This window comes from Prevotella koreensis (assembly GCF_003977605.1).
GTDB classification, from domain to species: domain Bacteria; phylum Bacteroidota; class Bacteroidia; order Bacteroidales; family Bacteroidaceae; genus Prevotella; species Prevotella koreensis.
Genome location: NZ_RYYU01000001.1, coordinates 1839784 through 1859224 on the forward strand (window position 1 = coordinate 1839784; position 19441 = coordinate 1859224).

At 46.0% G+C, this 19441-nt stretch carries 13 protein-coding genes and 1 pseudogene; 13 read left to right on the plus strand and 1 reads right to left on the minus strand.

The genetic code is table 11. The features are described from left to right. The first annotated feature begins 240 nt into the window (after nucleotides 1-240). Nucleotides 241-3873 carry a choice-of-anchor J domain-containing protein gene (locus EHV08_RS07805; protein ID WP_126678778.1) on the plus strand — a complete coding sequence of 1211 codons (3633 nt, stop codon included), beginning with the start codon at nucleotides 241-243 and terminating at the stop codon, nucleotides 3871-3873. A gap of 175 nt (nucleotides 3874-4048) precedes the next feature. Here the strand turns inward: EHV08_RS07805 and EHV08_RS07810 are convergent, their stop codons facing one another. Beyond that, nucleotides 4049-4771, minus strand: coding sequence for a Fic family protein (locus EHV08_RS07810; protein WP_238988043.1), 723 nt, complete (start codon nucleotides 4769-4771; stop codon nucleotides 4049-4051). A gap of 211 nt (nucleotides 4772-4982) precedes the next feature. Between EHV08_RS07810 and EHV08_RS11940 the strand changes: the two are divergent. From EHV08_RS11940 to sufD, 12 genes and pseudogenes are all read left to right on the plus strand, one after another. Further along, nucleotides 4983-5135: pseudogene (locus EHV08_RS11940) on the plus strand (IS982 family transposase); the annotation flags it as partial. Nucleotides 5136-5337: 202 nt separating this feature from the next. Further along, the gene (locus EHV08_RS07815; protein WP_126678779.1) at nucleotides 5338-6042 is read left to right on the plus strand and encodes an SIR2 family NAD-dependent protein deacylase; all 705 of its coding nucleotides are present in this window, start codon (nucleotides 5338-5340) and stop codon (nucleotides 6040-6042) included. Between the two features lie 31 nt (nucleotides 6043-6073). Further along, nucleotides 6074-8077: an OPT family oligopeptide transporter gene (locus EHV08_RS07820; protein WP_126678780.1), complete on the plus strand. Its 2004-nt coding sequence runs from the start codon at nucleotides 6074-6076 to the stop codon at nucleotides 8075-8077. A 295-nt stretch (nucleotides 8078-8372) separates the two neighbouring features. Continuing rightward, complete coding sequence (locus tag EHV08_RS07825; protein WP_126679458.1) at nucleotides 8373-8783, plus strand: Fur family transcriptional regulator; 411 nt, start codon at nucleotides 8373-8375, stop codon at nucleotides 8781-8783. 451 nt (nucleotides 8784-9234) lie between these two features. Further along, nucleotides 9235-9774, plus strand: a complete 540-nt coding sequence (locus EHV08_RS07830; protein WP_126678781.1) for a hypothetical protein — start codon at nucleotides 9235-9237, stop codon at nucleotides 9772-9774. Between the two features lie 359 nt (nucleotides 9775-10133). Next, nucleotides 10134-10598 carry a ribosome assembly cofactor RimP gene (rimP, locus tag EHV08_RS07835; RefSeq protein ID WP_126678782.1) on the plus strand — a complete coding sequence of 155 codons (465 nt, stop codon included), beginning with the start codon at nucleotides 10134-10136 and terminating at the stop codon, nucleotides 10596-10598. A 100-nt stretch (nucleotides 10599-10698) separates the two neighbouring features. Next, nucleotides 10699-11955 (plus strand): transcription termination factor NusA, encoded by a 1257-nt coding sequence (nusA, locus tag EHV08_RS07840; protein ID WP_126678783.1) that lies wholly within the window; start codon nucleotides 10699-10701, stop codon nucleotides 11953-11955. Nucleotides 11956-12136: 181 nt separating this feature from the next. Next, on the plus strand, nucleotides 12137-15004 hold the full coding sequence (infB, locus tag EHV08_RS07845) for a translation initiation factor IF-2 (RefSeq protein ID WP_126678784.1): 2868 nt from the start codon (nucleotides 12137-12139) through the stop codon (nucleotides 15002-15004). Nucleotides 15005-15174: 170 nt separating this feature from the next. Next, on the plus strand, nucleotides 15175-16632 hold the full coding sequence (gene sufB, locus EHV08_RS07850) for a Fe-S cluster assembly protein SufB (RefSeq protein ID WP_126678785.1): 1458 nt from the start codon (nucleotides 15175-15177) through the stop codon (nucleotides 16630-16632). 13 nt (nucleotides 16633-16645) lie between these two features. Continuing rightward, entirely contained in the window at nucleotides 16646-17011 is a 366-nt protein-coding gene (locus EHV08_RS07855; protein WP_126678786.1) for a hypothetical protein, read from the plus strand. Between the two features lie 22 nt (nucleotides 17012-17033). Next, complete coding sequence (gene sufC, locus EHV08_RS07860; RefSeq protein WP_126678787.1) at nucleotides 17034-17789, plus strand: Fe-S cluster assembly ATPase SufC; 756 nt, start codon at nucleotides 17034-17036, stop codon at nucleotides 17787-17789. A 34-nt stretch (nucleotides 17790-17823) separates the two neighbouring features. Further along, entirely contained in the window at nucleotides 17824-19188 is a 1365-nt protein-coding gene (gene sufD, locus EHV08_RS07865) for a Fe-S cluster assembly protein SufD (RefSeq protein WP_126678788.1), read from the plus strand. Nucleotides 19189-19441 lie beyond the last annotated feature (253 nt).

Genomic DNA, 19441 nt, shown 5'->3' on the forward strand with positions numbered 1-19441 from the left:
AATATAACGTGTTCTGAAAAGTGTTAAAATGGGTAAAACCGTCTTGAATTGTAATGATTTATTGCTAACTTTGCTCCCCCTATCAAGGATTTACCTTTATTAGTATTGCAGCTCTAAATGGCAACATCTTTGTTTGGGTATGCCCTCCGCACTATTTTTTAAATTGTTCGGAGAGTATTTTTGTGTGTAAAAAAGGCTGCATCATCTAATGATTTTTTAAATCTAAATTAAAAAATTATAATGAAACAATTAAATTCAATGACAACAAAGGTGTTGGCACTATGCCTGTGGCTATGCCTTTTTGGTCTGGTAAAAGCACAGGCACAAGAGACGTTGGACTTTTCGTCGCTAAGCGAAGATAATCCGCAGTCCGGCATCTCGATAAACGAAAATTACAAGGAGGCTCTCGATGGGAATCTTTGGAAATCAATATTCACGTATGCCGGAAAGAAATGGATGGCACCGTATAAGAATATTTATTTCCAACAATCGAACTCTGCAATAGACAAGAATGCCTATACGAGTTACCTTGTTTCGCCGGCATTGACACTTAGTGATATTTCCGGTAAGAAACTCACGTTCGAGTATGAGGCCACTTTGGTTAAGGGAGACATCAAGTTGCAGATGCTTGTTATCGACAAGACCGGCGCAACCAAGGCCACTATCGGCGAGATAACAGGAGTGGTTGGCTCGAAGCCGGGCGACTGGAAAGTGTTCGACGCCACCATACCGGCAGACTTGAGTGGCGTGGGCTTCGTTGCTTTTGCCACATCGGGAAACAATGCCAACCGTGCGCAGTTCCGAGTTAGAAACATACAGACTGTGGCAGGTGCTCTTCCTGTTACGGTATCGGTTACTCCGCAGGAACTCGAATTTAGCGAGACAAACGTAGGAGAGACAAGTTACAAGAAGAGTGTGAACGTGTTGATAGCAAACTTCACAGAGACTCCCACCGCAACACTTGCAGGAAACAATGCTACCGATTTCACCATCGTGGCCGATGCTCTGACCTCTACCGGCGGAACAATAGACGTTTATCTGACACCGAAATCCAATGGAACAAAGAACGCTACGATTAACATAACCGCAGGCGATGCCGTTGCTACCGTTACGCTGACAGGCTCGGCTGTTGGCGGAGCTGCACCTGACGGCCCGACCGTGCAACTTCTCGAAGACCAGTTCTTCTACAATTTCAATGGCAATACACCCGAAAAATGGCAGACAGCAGGCACTGTGACGAAACTCGAAGGCGTGGAAAGATATAATTCCGACACCGGTTTCGGAGTGGGTATCGAAACCGATGCCATTATGGGATTCCTGAAACAGGAAATTGATCTCAAGGCAGAAGGAAAGGCCGTAGTACAGGGTGACGAACTGGAATGTCTCATACACTACCTCACCGTTGAGTCTGCACGCGAAGAAGGGCCGTTCCGTCTTGCGCTGAACTGGCTGGACGCTTCCGGCAATATCATAGAAAGTGCAGAGAAAGACTTCATCTGCAACCCTGACATTTACTTCGGAAGAAGGAAGGCTTGGGGCGAATTGAAGTTCCGCACAATCTGTCCGGCAGGTGCGGAGAAACTCGTATTCAACATTGTTGTGGCACCTAATAGCAAGGTGCGCATGGACGATTTCAGCGTGACACGTCTGGCTAACAAAGACAAGACTCCGCTCGTTGCTATCCTTCCGCAGTATCGCACAATCATGGGAGAGGTCGGCGTGCCGGCAGAATACCCTGTGGCAATACAAGGAATGCACCTCGGTGCAGAGCAAGAGCCTAACTTCGGCGGTACCGATGCAGACAATGTAATGAAACTGAGCGTTGCAAAACTGCCGGATAACGGCACTAAAAAGGCAACACTGACAATGACTCCGACAAAGAAAGGAGCATTCGTGGGAAGTGATTCGTACTCGATGAAATTCAGTGGAGCAGAGGCAGAGAACAGTGGTTCGCTCACACTTATGGCTTACTTCAAGGGACAAGGCGCTACTCCTAAAATCGCATTGAAAGAAGGAGTTACTGTACGTGAAATGAAGGCAGCACAGGGAAAGACCGACGAGCAGACTCTTGAGTTCGATATAAATGATGTTATAACAAGCGTAAATCTTGCCGTTGTTCAGGATGTTGCAGGTACGTTCATTATAGATAAGTCACAGTTCTATTATTCACAACCTAAAGAACAACTCTATAATGGTCCGGTAAAGGTTACATTCAAACCTAAGAAGGCCGGTGAATTCAATGCCACACTGATGCTTACAAGCGCATTGGCAGATACTCTGAGAATCAGTTTGAAGGGTGTTTGCAGTGCTAATCCGGATGCAGATGTGATAGAGAAATTCGGTGAAGACCAAAAAATGGATCCTCGTTACACAGGTGAGGCATGGAAAAACTATCACAAATTCGATCTCGGATACTGGAAACTCGACGGAAAATGGAATGCCGCAAACAACGTAACACTCAACAAGGACGGCGTTCTGTACCTTGACGAAATTTTCGCAAACGGTGTGAACAACATAATTTTGGAACCTGCCGCAAACGCTGCTGACTGCAAAGCGCAGTACTCAATAGATGGTGGCGGACACTGGATGGATGCCGGTAGTGCCGATGCCGAAGGAAAGTTCACCGTGAACACTCACCGTCCTACTTTCATTCGCTTCGTTGCCAACAACGAAATCAACGTTACATCTGTTTCATTCAACCTCAATAAGGCTGAGGACAGAGAGGAATTCAGCAAGATTGAAGACGCTATGATTAAGTCGGCTGATGCTGAGGCTAAGGCTCTCATCACGGAGACATTCAACGGACTGCGTCACACCCGCGTACTTGGTCTTGAAGGATGGCAGAACATTGCAGTGAGAGGCGAACGCCCATTCTATGCATGGCAGCAGAAGAATCAGGCACAGACAGAAATAGAGAATGAAGTTGCACAGATTTCTTTCTTCCGCTGGGCTACTACCGACAGACGCGAACACGAGACATGGCTCATCTCTCCGACACTCTCATACAACAACGCCGAGAGCAAGGTGCTGACCTTCAGCCTGCGCTTCAACAATCCGACACAGGATGCTCAGGAGGCTTTCGGACTCTATGTGATCACCGAGAAGGATGGTCAGGCTAAGCAGCACTATATCAATCTCGTTGACCATGGTCCGATCGGAGTGACCATAGAACCTGAAACATGGTATGACTATCGCATAGACCTGTCAAAAATAAATGGTTTGCAGATTGACGATAAATTCCACGTTGCATACTCGTTCTACAGTCCGGTGGGCGGAAATGAGACATCACTCAACTTCATGATTGACGACTTTACGTTCGGACGTACAGACCTTCCGAAGATAAACGTTGACAAGAATCTTCTCAGTTTCTCTTTCCAGACCGGTATCACAACAGATCCGCAGGGAGTGAACATCACAACAGAACGTGCCACTGCTCCTGTTACCGTTACGCTGTTGCCATCGAAGATGAAGAGTTACTTCAAGTTCAACAATGAACAACTTCCAAAAGAGGGAGGTTTTGTTGATGTGAGATTCAAGAGCGAAGATAATAACACTCGTGCTGCGGCACTGCTGGTTCAGACACGTGGTGCAGAACCTGTGATTATAAAGTTGCTTGCACAACTTGTTGGTACAAACGGTGTTGATACTGCAGCAGGCGACAGCAATGACGCTCTCGCACCTGTATTTACCACCGATGGCATCCGCATCAACGGCAAGTACAAGACTTTCCGCATCTACTCTGCAGCAGGACAACTGTTGAAGCAGGGCAGCTATCAGGAGAACATAAGTACTCTTGGACTCACCGGAGGCGTCGCAATACTGCAACTCGTTACCGAAGAAGGCACCAAATCGTTCGCGTTCCAACTGAAATAAGTAAGGGACAGACACTCGAAAACACATGAAATAATGCCCGGCCGTGAAAATGGTCGGGCATTATTGTGTTGTGTAAAGTAGGAAATAAGGCGTATATATAGCGAACATCTCTAAAATAAGCACATTTTTGTCATATAAGCCAAATAAGCACACTTTTGTCACTTAAGCCAACATTTTAGATACAACTCAATCCGTTATACACAGCCAACCCTTTCTCTGTCAACAGATATTTCTGTCGAGGATGTCGAGGAGATTTTGGATAAAGCAAACGAACATAGCCTTCAGTCACAGCAGGCTTAAGATAAAGGTTGATAAAGTTGTCTCTTCCCTTTAGTTCCAAAGCATTCATCATATTTTTTACCGACAACTGCTGATTGCCGATGGCAATGACCAAACGCTTGATATTGGCATTGTCTGTATGGAAGTTGTCTTGTACTTGTCCTGTACTTGTCTTGCACTTATGCTCTACTTTTGTTCTGGTTGATTGGCTTGCAAGGTTTGGCTGCATTTTCCACTCTTCTGTAGCGTTGATATGAAGATACCTATTACGAAGATCCCATTGCTCTCCTAACAGAAGATTTCGGAAGAAGCGCTCAAGATATACAATCGTATAGTCTATACCCAGTCTTGCGTTTTTGTAGTTCGCACGAACTAAAGCATTTCTGAAGTACCATGAGTGGCGAGCAAAGAGATCATTGCTTACCTCAAATCCAATTGAACGAAAATAGAGTATTGTGAAAACTGCTGTTGTCCGGGTATTGCCCTCACCAAAAGCATGTATCTGCCACAATTTAGACACGAAGCGAGTGACGTGCTGTACCATCTCATCTGATGAAATATCCTTGTAACTGAACTCTCGCTCTTGTGTGATGTTGACATATATTTTATAAATATTCACATGTCTGATTAATAAATGCAATTGACTCTCTCATATTTATTTGTTATCATAGAATTGAAAATGACATTATATTAATCATCAGATTCTTTCATTGTTTGAACATTATCATTACGTGAGTTCGGGATAAAACTCATCATAAATTTGGTAATCTGCAGAAATTGTTGTGCACTTTATAGTGTTATAAGTCAGCAAAATATAAACAAAATCCGCTATGATTAGCGAGGACAAAATTATAGATTTTTTCTGTATTATCAACGAATTTAACAAGAATTTTAATGCCGAACTTGATAAAAATCTGTTTTTACCATCGTTAGATGGCATCGGCAGACGTTATCGTAACCGCAAAAGTCAAATGTCAGAAAGTTGAATAATGACCATTATGATATGTTGTCATTTCGGACTTCCGCTGACACACGGCTTTGTTTTCTTTATTTATGCGAAATAATGCGGTGGTTTGTTTGCTATTAATAAAATTTATCGTTATTTTTGCAAACGGAAAAACATGATAATAAACTACGCGAGGAGCGTGGGAAACATACCGAATAAGCCAAGTTAATTCTGATGATATGAAAAAGATAGTTGTATTGACAGGTGCCGGAATGTCTGTGGAAAGCGGATTGAGCACGTTCCGCAGCGAGGATGGGCTTTGGGAGAACAATCCGGTGTCTCGTGTGGCAACGCATGAGGCGTGGGAGAGCGATCCTGAATACGTGAATGCTTTCTATAACATGCTGCGCAAAAAATACTCGGATGTTGCTCCGAATAAAGGACATTTGCTCGTGGCTAAACTCGAAGAACAGTATGACGTGACGGTGATAACACAGAATGTGGACAATCTGCACGAAATGGCGGGTAGCACAAAGGTGGTTCATCTGCATGGTGAATTGATGAAAGCATGCTCTTGTAGGGACGTTGACGACCCGCGTTACCACGTGAAACTGTCAGCGGAACGACTCGAAATAAAGCCCGGAGAACGTGCCGGCGATGGTTCGTTGTTGCGCCCGTACATCGTGTTCTTCGGCGAAGCCGTGCCTAATATCAGCATCGCTGCCGGAATAGTTGCCGATGCCGACATTGTCATTATCATCGGAACATCTATGGTGGTATATCCCGCCGCAGGTTTGGTGCAGCATGCACGCCGCGATGTGCCAATCTATCTCATCGACCCTAACGATGTGATGGGTAGAAGAAAGTGCGAAATAACGCATATAAAGAAAGGAGCAACGGCAGGAATGGAGCAACTTTTTGCGGAACTTATGGAAGGGCAATAAAAGATAAAACAAATAATTACCAATAAAAACCATGAACAAAAAAGAGCAAACACAACTTCCCGAAAATGCCTTTCGGGAACTGAAAGAGGGTGAGGAGTATAAACCGTTGATGTCTCCCGACCGCCAATATCCGGAGGTAAATGCGTGGAGCGTGACATGGGGTATCGTGATGGCGGTGCTGTTCTCGGCTGCTGCGGCATACCTCGGACTGAAGGTAGGTCAGGTGTTCGAAGCGGCAATACCGATCGCTATCATTGCCGTGGGAGTGAGTACGGCAGCCAAACGCAAGCAAGGCTTGGGCGAGAATGTCATAATACAGAGCATCGGAGCATGTTCCGGAGCAGTAGTTGCGGGTGCAATATTCACCCTGCCGGCTATCTATATACTTCAGGCCAAGTATGGTGATGCGATGAGTGCATCGTTCTTCAAAGTATTCTTCGCATCACTTCTCGGTGGTATATTGGGAATACTGTTCCTCATTCCGTTCCGCAAATATTTCGTGAAAGACATGCACGGAAAGTATCCTTTCCCCGAAGCCACGGCCACAACACAGGTGCTTGTGAGCGGTGAGAAAGGTGGTTCGCAGGCCAAACCGTTGCTTTTGGCCGGAATTATCGGTGGTCTTTATGACTTCATCGTAAGTACATTCGGTTGGTGGAATGAGAATTTCACAACCCGCGTGGTAGGCTTTGGTGAAACATTGGCAGAGAAAGCAAAACTCGTATTTAAGGTGAATACGGGTGCAGCGGTTCTCGGTCTTGGTTTTATTATCGGTCTGAAGTATTCGTTCATTATCTGTATCGGTTCACTTGCGGTATGGTGGATTATTGTGCCGGGTATGGCATTGCTCTTCCCTGACACCGTCCTTAATCAGTGGGATCCAACCATTTCTGTCGCAGTGGGGGATATGTCTCCCGAAGATATATTCAAAGCCTATGGCAAGAGTATCGGTATCGGTGGCATTGCGATGTCGGGAGTGATTGGCATAATAAAGAGTTGGTCTATAATAAAGGCTGCGATAATGCGACTTAATCCGAAGAACAGCGCAACGGCAATGGTACAGAACGAAGTCGGCAAGAGTGCCGAGACTGCCGAAGAGATGAGAACAGACAAGGATCTTCCATTTAAGATAATCGCTGTTGGTACGGTATTGACGCTTATCGTTACGTTCATATTCTTCTGGTTAGGTGTAATGAACAATCTCCTCTTCGCAGTTGTGGGTATATTGCTCGTCGCTGTCATCGCGTTCCTTTTCACTACTGTTGCGGCAAACGCCATTGCCATTGTCGGCTCTAACCCCGTTTCCGGCATGACACTCATGACGCTTATCCTTGCCTCCGTGGTGATGGTTGCCGTGGGAATGGAAGGCCCGGGTGGTATGCTTGCGGCATTGATAATGGGTGGTGTGGTATGTACCGCACTCTCGGTTGCCGGCTCTTTCATTACCGACCTTAAGATAGGATACTGGCTTGGTACCACTCCAAAGAAACAAGAGACTTGGAAATTCCTCGGCACATTGGTTTCTGCGGCTACCGTAGGCGGTGTGATGATAGTGCTTAATCAAACCTATAACTTCGCATCAGGCGAACTCGCAGCACCGCAGGCAAATGCCATGGCTGCTGTGATAGAGCCACTTATGAGCGGCGTTGGTGCTCCTTGGGTGCTCTATGCCATTGGTGCAGTGATAGCCATAGTGCTCACTTTCTGCAAGATACCGGCTCTGCCGTTCGCCCTTGGTATGTTCATTCCTATACAGTTGAACATCCCTTTGCTCGTGGGCGGTGCCGTAAACTGGTACGTTACGTCACGTTCGAAGAATGAGGACGTGAACAAAGAACGCGGCGAGAAAGGAACACTCATTGCCTCCGGATTCATCGCCGGTGGTGCGCTTATGGGCGTTGTGAGTGCATTGATGCGTTTTGCCGGTCTGAATATGCTAAACAATGAATGGCTTCAGAATAGTCTGTCGGAGGTTCTTTCGCTTGCGGCATATATCTGTCTGATAGTCTATTTCATCAGGGCAACAAAGAAATAATAATATGAAATCCATCAACAGGACGTGTCACGGCACGTCCTGTTATACTTTGACAGTCTGCTAACTTGTAGGGACACACGCCCCGCGTGTCTGAAAGAATGTATTATAACTGACACGCGCCGTGAACATATCCCCACAGGTTAGCAATATCAAGAGTTGCAGAAAGAAAAAGATGAATAACGATAGAAACAACAAGGATTTAACGAGAGCAGAACATGTGTGTGAAAAGAAAACGTCTTCTTACAATGAACATGTTAAAGGTTCGGCAAGGCATGGGTTTGGTATAGAGGAGATTATGCTCCGCCGTAACATAAACCCCACCGCCACCCGTATCCTCATTCTTCGTCAGATGTATCGTGGTGATGAAATGGTTTCGCTGCCCGAATTAGAGCGGTTGCTGCCAACTGTTGACAAAAGCACTATCTCGCGTGCTCTCAATCTCTTTCTTGCACATGGACTCATACATGCCGTTGACGATGGAAGCGGCTCGATAAAGTATAATGTTTGTCCTGTCGATTGCGAATGTGAAGAGGTTATAGAGGACGAGCACACGCATTTCTACTGCACTATCTGTCACCGCGCTTTCTGTCTTACGAAGATTCATGTGCCGATAGTAGAACTCCCCAACGGTTTCCAATTGCAAAGCATCAATTATGTACTCAAAGGCATCTGCCCCGAATGTAGTATGAAGTCCCAATACAAATAATCCACATTCTGCCTCCCCCTCCTTATTTATTATTTGAGAAAATATTTTTTGCAATAGGTCTCCCATAGTATCCTGAAATTCTTTCTGTTTTTAATGGTTTTGTCATCCAATATTTAAATTATATACACAAATTGCAACTATATTAATGCTTATTAACAAAGAGAGGAGTGATATATAATATATATAATGTATTTTTGCCGCGTCATACTCGTAACGAACTCCTAAGATGGTAAAGGCTGGGTAGGCATATACATAATAAAAGGCGTTCTGACACTTTGCTTTTGACGATTTATGAACTTTACAAACTCATTTCAATAAATAGGTGATGAGGAAGTCTATGATCGTAGAACGAGTGGCAGATTGGCTCCACGTTCTTGCGTTTTGTATATTACAAATTAAATTGTTTTTCAGTTGTGGTAGCCGTACTGTCATCTTAATAATCAAGTAGAAGATGAAAAAGTTTTTATTCTTAACCGTCGCATTATTCACAATGTCGGTATCATTCAGTTTTGCCCAAACAAAGGCAGAGATTCAGGCAAGCGTTGACCGTAATGCCAAATTGCAAAAATTATGTGCCAAGCAGCCAAAGGAAACAGGTGTTTCTGATGTAGATGCATACGTATCGGGTGTTTACAAAGCCGCTATTGCTTCATTAAAATCTTCTGAACTTCTCCATAATCTTTATTATCGTCAGATTGGCGAAACGAAGGATGGTGTGACTGACGCAAACAGTAATCAGCCTACAGTAGAAGAATTGGTGGCCTTGGGTGAAACTCTGACAGAAGAAGCTGCATCTATTGCAAAGGCGGGCAAAGGCGCAGAAGCGGCGATTAAGTCATCAAAAGAAAACAAGAACCCACTAAAGGCTGTTAAGATTGCTACTGCGATTGGCTTTACAACAGATGTTTATCCTATTTTGGTTGAAGAGTCAAGCGCAAGGATTTCAATCATAAAGAAGATGATAGAAACAGCCAAATCAGCTAAGATGTAAAGAAACGAATATACATTTTATTTGTGATTTATGATACATGGGCATACCCCCGTGCTATTATATTTCTACTTATTAAACCCCCAACCGGCATTAGATTCCTTGGCAGATTTTGTTCGATTGTTGAGTAGATTTCGGCAAGCGGAGTGAAGCAATAAGCAGGCATTCCGGCAATAGAAAATCTAAGCAAATGCGTTATAATGAACGATTGGAGGTTAATAGTTTAACCGTTCAATAGCAATATTTTACAGAAATTCTTGGTTAATAAGAAATAATTTTGTACCTTTGCACCCGTTCGGTGGAATGTGGGACTTCTCGGAGTCCCACATTTTCATTTAAATAACAGATTGTAAAACAAGAGAATGATTGACAAGAAGATTGTAGAAGAACTTGTAAACCAATGGTTGGAAGGTAAGGAGTATTTCCTTGTGGACATTGATGTGAATGCCAGCGACAAGATTGTGGTTGAGATAGACCATGCCGATGGCGTGTGGATTGAGGACTGTGTGGAACTTAGCCGTTTCATAGAGAGTCATCTGAGTCGTGATGACGAGGACTACGAACTTGAGGTTGGTTCGGCTGGGCTGGGTCAGCCGTTCAAGGTTGAGCAGCAGTATCTGAACTTCATTGGCAAGGAAGTAGAGGTTCTTACTGCCGATGGTAAGAAAATTAAAGGAGTGTTGAAGGCTGTTGACGGTAGAAAGTTCACCGTGAGCGTTCAGGAGAAAGTGAAAGTTGAGGGCAAGAAACGCCCCGTGTTGCAGGATGTGGATCATGAATACTGCATGGACGAGGTGAAATACTGCAAGTATCTGATAAAGTTCTGAAGCCCGGACTTTCCTTGTAAAGGCGCGGGTGCTGTCGGTATGATAAACGCACGGCGGTTCGCGTGGCAAATGATAAAGATAAAATAAAAACAAATATACAATGGCAATAAAGAAAGAGACCATCAGCATGGTCGATACTTTTAAAGAGTTCAACGAGTCGAAACACATAGACCGTACAACTCTTGTTAGCGTGCTTGAGGAGAGTTTCCGCAATGTGATAGCGAAGATTTTCGGTTCTGACGAGAATTTCGATGTCATCGTAAACCCCGACAAGGGCGACTTTGAGATTTACCGCAATCGCGTGGTGGTTGCAGATGGCGAGGTTCAGGACGAGAACAAGGAGATTGCTCTCACCGAGGCACGCAAGATAGAGGCTGACTATGAGGTCGGTGAGGATGTATCAGAGCCTGTGGATTTTGCCAAGTTCGGCCGTCGTGCGATACTGAACCTGCGTCAGACCCTCGCATCCAAGATTCTCGAACTGGAGCACGACTCATTATATAATAAGTATAAGGATCGTGTCGGACAGGTGATAAGTGCCGAAGTCTATCAGATTTGGAAGCGTGAGGTGCTGCTTGTTGACGATGAGAACAATGAATTGGTGCTCCCTAAGAGCGAACAGATACAGAAAGATACGTATCGCAAAGGAGAGACGGTGCGTGCCGTGATACTTCGTGTGGATAACGAAAACAACAATCCGAAGATTATACTGAGCCGTACCAGTCCGATTTTCCTTGAGCGTCTGCTTGAGGCAGAGGTACCGGAGATTGCCGACGGACTGATAACAATACGCCGTGTGGCACGTATGCCGGGAGAGAGAGCAAAGGTTGCAGTGGAGAGTTACGATGAACGTATCGATCCGGTCGGCGCATGTGTCGGCGTGAATGGCGGTCGCGTTCGCGGAATTGTTCGTGAACTTTGCAATGAAAACATTGACGTTATCAACTTCACGGCGAACACCAAACTGTTCATACAGCGTTCGCTCAGTCCGGCAAAGGTGTCAAGTCTCAATCTCGACGACGAGAACTTGAAAGCCGAAGTTTATCTGAAGCCGGAGGAAGTGTCACTTGCCATAGGTCGTGGCGGTCTGAACATCAAACTTGCTTCGATGCTTACGGGATATACAATCGACGTATTCCGTGAAGTAGATGAGAATGAGGCCGATGAGGATATCTACTTGGACGAGTTCTCTGACGAAATAGACCAGTGGGTTATCGAAGCCATAAAGGGAATTGGTCTTGACACGGCGAAAGCGGTTATAAATGCTCCGCGAGAAATGCTTATCGAAAAAGCAGACCTTGAGGAAGAGACCGTTGATAATGTTGTGCGCATACTGAAGGCCGAGTTCGAGCAGTAAGCGTTGAATGTAGAGCATTCTTTCCGTGTTTCGTCATGAAATACTCTCCCGGTGGAGAGTGGCAGAATGTCGAGCATTTCGGAAATGGAACTTTATACCTCTCAAGGGACAACGGCCGCGAAGAACGGCTCAAGTGTAAATAGCGAAGAACAAAAAAGAACAAGAAACCTGATAAGTATAGATGAGCGTAAGATTAAATAAGGCAATAAGAGAATTAAACATAGGGCTTCAAACGGCAGTTGAATTCCTTGAGAAAAAGCCCAACCTCGGTGAAGTGAAACCCGAAATGAGTTTCAAACTGAGTGATGCGCAATATAGTGCATTAGTTGAGGCTTTTAAGAAAGACAAGGAAGTGAAAGTGGATGCCAACAAACTGTTCCCGAAGAAGTCGAAAGAAAAAGAAAAGCGGAAAAGCGAACACCGTGCTGAACCTAAGGCAGAGCCGGCAAAGCATCAGAAATATACGCCGCTCGGAAAAATAGATCTCGACAGTATCGGTAAGCCTGCACCTAAGCAGGAGAAACCGGAGAAGCCTGTGGAAGAGAAGAAAGAATCGGCAGTGGCGGTGGAGAAACCGGTGGGACAGCCAGAGAACAAACCGAAGGCTGAAGAAAAGGTCATGCCTAAAACGGAAACAAAGACCGTGGAGGAACCCAAGCATAATGAGACTCCGAAGCAACATAAGATTGCACAACCGGAACAGAAGAAGCATGATAAGCATCATGCAGAGAAAGAACAGCCAAAGGTAGAGCAACCAATTGTTGCCGAACCGGAAAATAAGAAGGAGGAACGCGAGGACAGCGGAATATTCACGCTGAAGAGCGAGAAGAAACTTGCACCGCAGGTTAAGGTTCTCGGATCAATAAACCTCGATGAAATAAACCAAAGCACTCGTCCTAAGAAGAAAACTAAGGAGGAGAAACGTCGTGAACGTGAGGAAAAAGCCGCGCAGGCAAAACCACAGAATGGCGAGAAAAAGAAACGTCAGCGCATCACCAAAGAGCGTGTGGATATAGATGCCGCAGCACGTCAGGCCTCACAGCAGCAAAGCGGTGGAGGCAAAGGACAGCAGGGTGGCGGCAATAAACAACAGCAAGGCGCAGGCAAGAAAAAGAAGAGAAACCGTCCGCAGAAGCCACTTGAGGTAAACGAGGAAGACGTAGCACGTCAGGTAAAGGAGACCTTGGCACGTCTGACATCGAAGACCCAGAACAAGAAAGGCGCGAAATACCGTAAGGAGAAACGTGATGCCGTGCAGGAAAAGATTGATGCACAGAAGGCAGAGGCACGCGCAGAGAGCAAGGTTCTGAAACTAACGGAGTTTGTTACCGTGAGCGAACTCGCCACGATGATGGACGTTGGTGTGAACCAGGTAATCGGTACTTGTATGTCAATCGGCATAATGGTTAGTATCAACCAGCGTCTTGATGCCGAGACAATCAACATTGTTGCCGAAGAGTTCGGTTTCAAGACCGAGTATGTAAGTGCCGAAGTACAGGAGGCTATCACAGAAGAGGTGGACGACGAGAACGACCTTGTGTCGCGTGCTCCTATCGTTACGGTGATGGGACACGTTGACCACGGAAAGACTTCTCTGCTCGACTATATCCGCAAAGCGAACGTTATTGCCGGTGAGGCGGGAGGTATAACGCAGCACATCGGTGCATACAGTGTGACGCTTAGCGACGGAAGAGAAATCACATTCCTCGATACTCCGGGACATGAGGCCTTCACGGCCATGCGTGCTCGTGGTGCTCAGGTAACCGACATCGCAATCATCATCATTTCGGCAGACGACTCGGTGATGCCCACCACTAAGGAGGCAATCGCCCATGCACAGGCTGCCAATGTGCCGATGGTGTTTGCGATAAACAAGATAGATAAGCCCGGAGCCAATCCGGACAAGATACGAGAAGACCTTGCGAACATGAACCTGCTTGTGGAAGAGTGGGGTGGAAAATACCAGTGTCAGGAAATATCGGCAAAGAAAGGTATCGGTGTCGATGAACTGCTTGAGAAAGTGCTTCTCGAAGCCGAGATGCTCGACCTCAAGGCAAACCCCAACCGCAACGCATCAGGTTCTATTATAGAGTCATCTCTCGACAAAGGTCGTGGATATGTCAGCACGGTACTTGTGTCTAACGGTACGCTGAAGATTGGCGATGTGGTGCTGGCCGGAACTTCATACGGACGCATCAAGGCCATGTTCAACGAGCGCAACCAGCGCATTCAGGAGGCAGGACCTGCCGCACCGGCAATAATACTTGGTCTTAACGGTGCGCCGACAGCCGGCGACTTGTTCCATGTGATGGGCTCTGAACAGGAAGCACGTGACATTACCAACAAGCGAACACAGTTGCAGCGTGAACAAAGTCTGCGCACAACCAAGACACTCGGACTCGACGATATCAGTCACCGCATTGCTCTTGGCGAGTTCCACGAACTTAATATTATCGTCAAGGGTGATACCGACGGTAGTATCGAGGCTCTCTCTGACTCGTTCATAAAACTCTCAACCGAGAAAGTTCAGGTGAACGTGATCAACAAAGCCGTGGGACAAATCAGCGAGAACGACGTTATGCTGGCAAGTGCGTCAGATGCCATTATCGTGGGATTCCAAGTGCGTCCTTCTGCCGATGCTCGCAGAGTTGCCGAGCGTGAAGGCGTGGAAATCAATACCTACTCTATTATATACGATGCTATCGATGAGGTGAGATCTACGATGGAGGGTATGCTCGACAAGGTTATGAAAGAGATTGTGACCGGAGAGATAGAGGTTAAGCAGGTGTTCAAGATTTCAAAGGTTGGTACCGTAGCCGGCGGACTCGTAATCGAGGGCAAGGTGCACAGCAAGGACAAGGCACGTGTTGTTCGCGATGGAATCGTGGTACACACCGCTCCTATCGATGCTTTGAAGCGTTATAAAGACGATGTCAAGGAGGTTGCTACAGGATTGGAGTGTGGTATCTCACTCGTTAATTTCAACGATATTCAGACCGGTGACATCATAGAGACGTTCACTGAGATAGAAGTTGAACAGAAACTTTAGTATAATTGGAAATGGGTAGTTGACAACCGAAAGTTTTGTCGGGCATGAATTGCAGGGCAGACAACAGTTGTGGATTATCCATTTTTAATTTGTCAATTAAGTAGGCGTTCACCATTATACTTTATATTGTGGACAACTACTTATAAATTTTAATTGTTAATAAAAACATTGTGAGTCCAAATAATAATGAATTTGTGCGCGAGGTGGCGGAGCGGAAATATGAATTCGGCTTCACCACCGATGTGCATACGGATATAATAGAAAGGGGACTTAACGAAGATGTGGTGCGTCTTATCTCAGGAAAGAAAGGCGAACCCGACTGGATGCTCGACTTCCGACTGAAGGCTTTCCGCCATTGGCAGACGATGAAGCAGCCGGAATGGGGGCATCTGCATCTGCCACCGATTGACTATCAGGCCATTTCTTACTACGCCGACCCATTAGCAAAGCCGAAAAAGAAAGGGCCTGAAACCATTGATGACATTGACCCGGAACTGATGAAGACGTTCGACAAACTGGGCATTCCGCTCGAAGAACGTCTCGCACTTAGCGGGACAGCCGTCGATGCCATAATGGACTCGGTGTCTGTGAAGACCACTTTTAAAGAGAAACTTGCCGAGAAAGGCATAATATTCTGCTCGATAGGCGAGGCAGTAAAGGAACATCCCGACCTCGTAAAGCAATATCTTGGGACGGTGGTGCCGTATCGTGATAACTTCTTTGCCGCTCTTAACAGTGCGGTGTTCAGCGATGGTTCGTTCGTATATATCCCGAAAGGGGTGCGTTCGCCGATGGAACTGAGCAGTTATTTCCGCATCAATGCCCGCAATACGGGTCAGTTCGAACGAACATTGATTATTGCAGATGATGATGCCTACGTGTCTTATCTTGAAGGTTGCACCGCTCCGATGCGCGATGAGAACCAACTCCATGCCGCAATAGTGGAAATAATAGTGAAAGACCGTGCCGAAGTGAAATACTCCACGGTGCAGAACTGGTATCCGGGAGATGAGAACGGAAAGGGCGGAGTGCTCAACCTTGTCACCAAACGAGGTGACCTGCGTGGCGAAGGGGCGAAACTTTCGTGGACGCAAGTTGAGACAGGTAGTGCCATAACGTGGAAATATCCATCGTGCATATTGCGTGGTGATAACTCTCAAGCCGAGTTTTACAGTGTCGCAGTGACAAATAACTATCAGGAGGCAGACACCGGAACGAAGATGATACATCTCGGACGGAACACCAAATCCACGATAATATCAAAAGGAATTTCTGCCGGACACTCGCAGAACTCTTACCGAGGACTTGTCCGTGCGGCATCAACGGCCGAGAATGCACGTAATTACAGTTCGTGCGACTCACTGCTGCTGGGTAGCGACTGCGGTGCTCACACATTCCCTTATATGGATGTGCATAACGATACCGCCATCTTCGAGCACGAGGCAACGACAAGCAAAATATCGGAAGACCAACTCTTCTATTGCAACCAGCGAGGCATAACGACCGAGCAAGCCGTAGGATTGATAGTCAACGGATATACCAAGGAGGTGCTCAACAAACTGCCGATGGAGTTTGCAGTGGAAGCGCAGAAACTGCTATCTGTATCGCTCGAGGGCACGGTAGGATAAAGAATAACAGAGAATGAAAAAAGTTATTGCCATTTGTTTCGTATGGTTCAACGTGATAACGCTTTCCTTTGCACAAATGCCGAGAGTGTTTGAGCCCACAGCGAACGCAACAGATTCTGCCATGACAATGCTCCGAATACGCTTCGACCCTTACCGCCTTTATGTCCCCAAGACCGACGGTGGTATGCAGCAGTCGGTAATGTTTGCGGGAAAGAAGATGTGTCCGAAAGTCAATACACGGCAGTTCATTGCCGGGCCGTTCTGGGTTCCCGACCCGCCTTCATTGTTCGAGGAGGAAGATAGGTACTATCGCATGTCGAGAAATCAGTCGCTTGGAGAGTGCATTTTTGAAACATTGGTTAATATGCTTTTATTATAATGGATATAAAACAAATCAATAGATGTTAGAGGTAAGAAACTTACACGCCCGTATCGGCGACAAAGAAATACTTAGAGGCGTTGACCTCGTTATAAACGATGGTGAGACTCATGCCATAATGGGGCCTAACGGGTCAGGAAAATCAACGCTCAGTGCGGTGCTCGTAGGCAATCCGCTGTATGAAGTTACAGAGGGTTCGGCTTTCTTCAACGGAAAGAATTTGCTTGAAATGAAGCCCGAAGACCGCGCACACGAGGGAATATTTCTCTCGTTTCAGTATCCGGTGGAAATCCCCGGAGTGTCAATGACAAACTTCATGAGAGCTGCGGTGAACGAGAAACGCAAGTATCTCGGCGAAGAACCGTTGAACGCTGCCGAGTTTTTAAAGATGATGCGAGAGAAGCGAAAGGTCGTTGACCTTGACTCGAAACTGTCAAGTCGCTCGGTCAACGAGGGCTTCAGCGGCGGTGAGAAGAAGCGTAACGAGATTTTCCAGATGGCTATGCTCGAACCCAAGATGAGCATTCTCGACGAGACAGATTCGGGTCTTGATGTCGATGCCATGCGCATTGTGGCAGAGGGAGTGAACAAACTGGCAACTCCGGAGAGTTCGTGCATAGTGATAACCCACTACGACCGCCTGCTCGAAATGATTCGTCCGCAGTTCGTACACGTGCTCTATAAGGGAAAAATCGTGAAGACCGCCGGTCCTGAACTGGCGCGAGCCATTCAGGAACATGGCTACGACTGGATAAAGGAAGAAGTTGGAGAAGACTGAATAATTGACAATTTAAAATAAAGGATTGACAATTATGAGAAGCGAACAGCAATACATAGACCTGTATCGACAGTCTGCCGACCTCATAAAGGCTTACAGCACCGATGTGATGAACAGCCTGCGAGATGAGGCTTTCGGCGATTTCCAACGATTGGGATTTCCCACCAAGAAGGTGGAGAGATATAAATATACTGACATACCGTCGCTATTCGAACCTGACTACGGACTGAACTTGAAACGCTTAGGCATTTCGGTTAATCCGTATGATGCTTTCCGCTGCGATGTTCCTAACCTCAGCACATCACTATATTTCGTGCTGAACGACGGCTTTTACGACAAGGCATTGCCAAAGAGCCATCTTCCGGAAGGAGTGATAGTCAATAGTTTGTCGAAGGTTGCTGCCGAACATTCTGATTTGGTGGCAAAATATTACGGCAAGATGGCGAAGTCTTCCGAGGACGGTATTACCGCTCTTAACACCATGCTGGCACAAGACGGTCTCTTCGTTTATGTGCCACGGGGCGTAAAAGTGGAGCGTGCAATACAGGTTATAAACATGTTGAAATCGCCTTCGGGCACTGGCTCGTCGTCAATGAACTTCATGATAAACCGCCGTGTGCTTATAGTTGTGGAGGAAAACGCCGAGATTAAACTGCTCTTCTGCGACCATACTGCCGATGATAGCAATTTCCTTACCACACAGGTTGTGGAGGCAAGTGTGGCCGAGGGTGCGCATCTGGAGTTCTATTGCCTTGAGGAAACTCATGCAAAGAATGTCAGAGTGAGCAATGTGTATATCGACCAGCAGGCCAACAGCAGCGTCAATCACAACGTCATAACGCTGCACAACGGTGTCACACGCAATCGTACCGATCTCGTTTTCAACGGTGAAGGGGCGGAATGTAACCTTTGCGGGTGTGTCATAGCCGACAAGCGTCAGCATGTGGACAACAATACGGTCATTGACCATCGTGCCGCTCATTGCATTAGCAACGAACTATATAAATATGTTCTTGACGACAATGCCGTAGGAGCATTCGCCGGTCTGATTCTCGTTGAACACGGAGCACAGAAGACAATATCACAGGAAACAAACCAAAACCTGTGTGCATCGAAAACGGCACGCATGTACTCGCAACCGATGTTGGAGATTTATGCCGATGATGTGAAGTGCGCCCACGGCAGCACCGTAGGCCAACTCAACGATGCAGCATTGTTCTACATGCGTCAGCGTGGTATTCCTTTAAATGAAGCGAAACTCTTACTCGAACTCGCTTTTATAAACGAAGTAATTGATAAAATGGAACTCGAGCCACTACGCGATCGCTTGCATCATCTTGTGGAACAGCGTTTTAGAGGACAGTTGGGCAAATGCTCCGGCTGTAATCTGTGCCGATAGGAATCAAGTAATAAAAAAACATGTTTCCTAAAAACAGTTACGATTTCTCGAATTAGAAATAAAAAGATATATTTTTAGTCGCAAAAGAAAATCATATTAAATACTTTTACCACCTGGTTTTAATGACTATATTAATTTAAAAGTTAACAAGATTAATCATATTTAAATTCGTAGTACTAATGAATCACTTTTTACTTAAAAATTTAATGCTCGTGTTGGCTGTTTTCATGTTTCAAGCAGTCGGCGCACAAGA

What these genes read in the sequence shown, in the direction of transcription:
- EHV08_RS07825 (WP_126679458.1), top strand. Translation starts at nt 8,373, where the DNA reads ATGCTCCGCCGTAACATAAACCCCACCGCCACCCGTATCCTCATTCTT.
- EHV08_RS07820 (WP_126678780.1), top strand. Translation starts at nt 6,074, where the DNA reads ATGAACAAAAAAGAGCAAACACAACTTCCCGAAAATGCCTTTCGGGAA.
- sufD (WP_126678788.1), top strand. Translation starts at nt 17,824, where the DNA reads ATGAGAAGCGAACAGCAATACATAGACCTGTATCGACAGTCTGCCGAC.
- EHV08_RS07815 (WP_126678779.1), top strand. Translation starts at nt 5,338, where the DNA reads ATGAAAAAGATAGTTGTATTGACAGGTGCCGGAATGTCTGTGGAAAGC.
- rimP (WP_126678782.1), top strand. Translation starts at nt 10,134, where the DNA reads ATGATTGACAAGAAGATTGTAGAAGAACTTGTAAACCAATGGTTGGAA.
- EHV08_RS07805 (WP_126678778.1), top strand. Translation starts at nt 241, where the DNA reads ATGAAACAATTAAATTCAATGACAACAAAGGTGTTGGCACTATGCCTG.
- EHV08_RS07855 (WP_126678786.1), top strand. Translation starts at nt 16,646, where the DNA reads ATGAAAAAAGTTATTGCCATTTGTTTCGTATGGTTCAACGTGATAACG.
- EHV08_RS07830 (WP_126678781.1), top strand. Translation starts at nt 9,235, where the DNA reads ATGAAAAAGTTTTTATTCTTAACCGTCGCATTATTCACAATGTCGGTA.
- nusA (WP_126678783.1), top strand. Translation starts at nt 10,699, where the DNA reads ATGGCAATAAAGAAAGAGACCATCAGCATGGTCGATACTTTTAAAGAG.
- infB (WP_126678784.1), top strand. Translation starts at nt 12,137, where the DNA reads ATGAGCGTAAGATTAAATAAGGCAATAAGAGAATTAAACATAGGGCTT.
- sufC (WP_126678787.1), top strand. Translation starts at nt 17,034, where the DNA reads ATGTTAGAGGTAAGAAACTTACACGCCCGTATCGGCGACAAAGAAATA.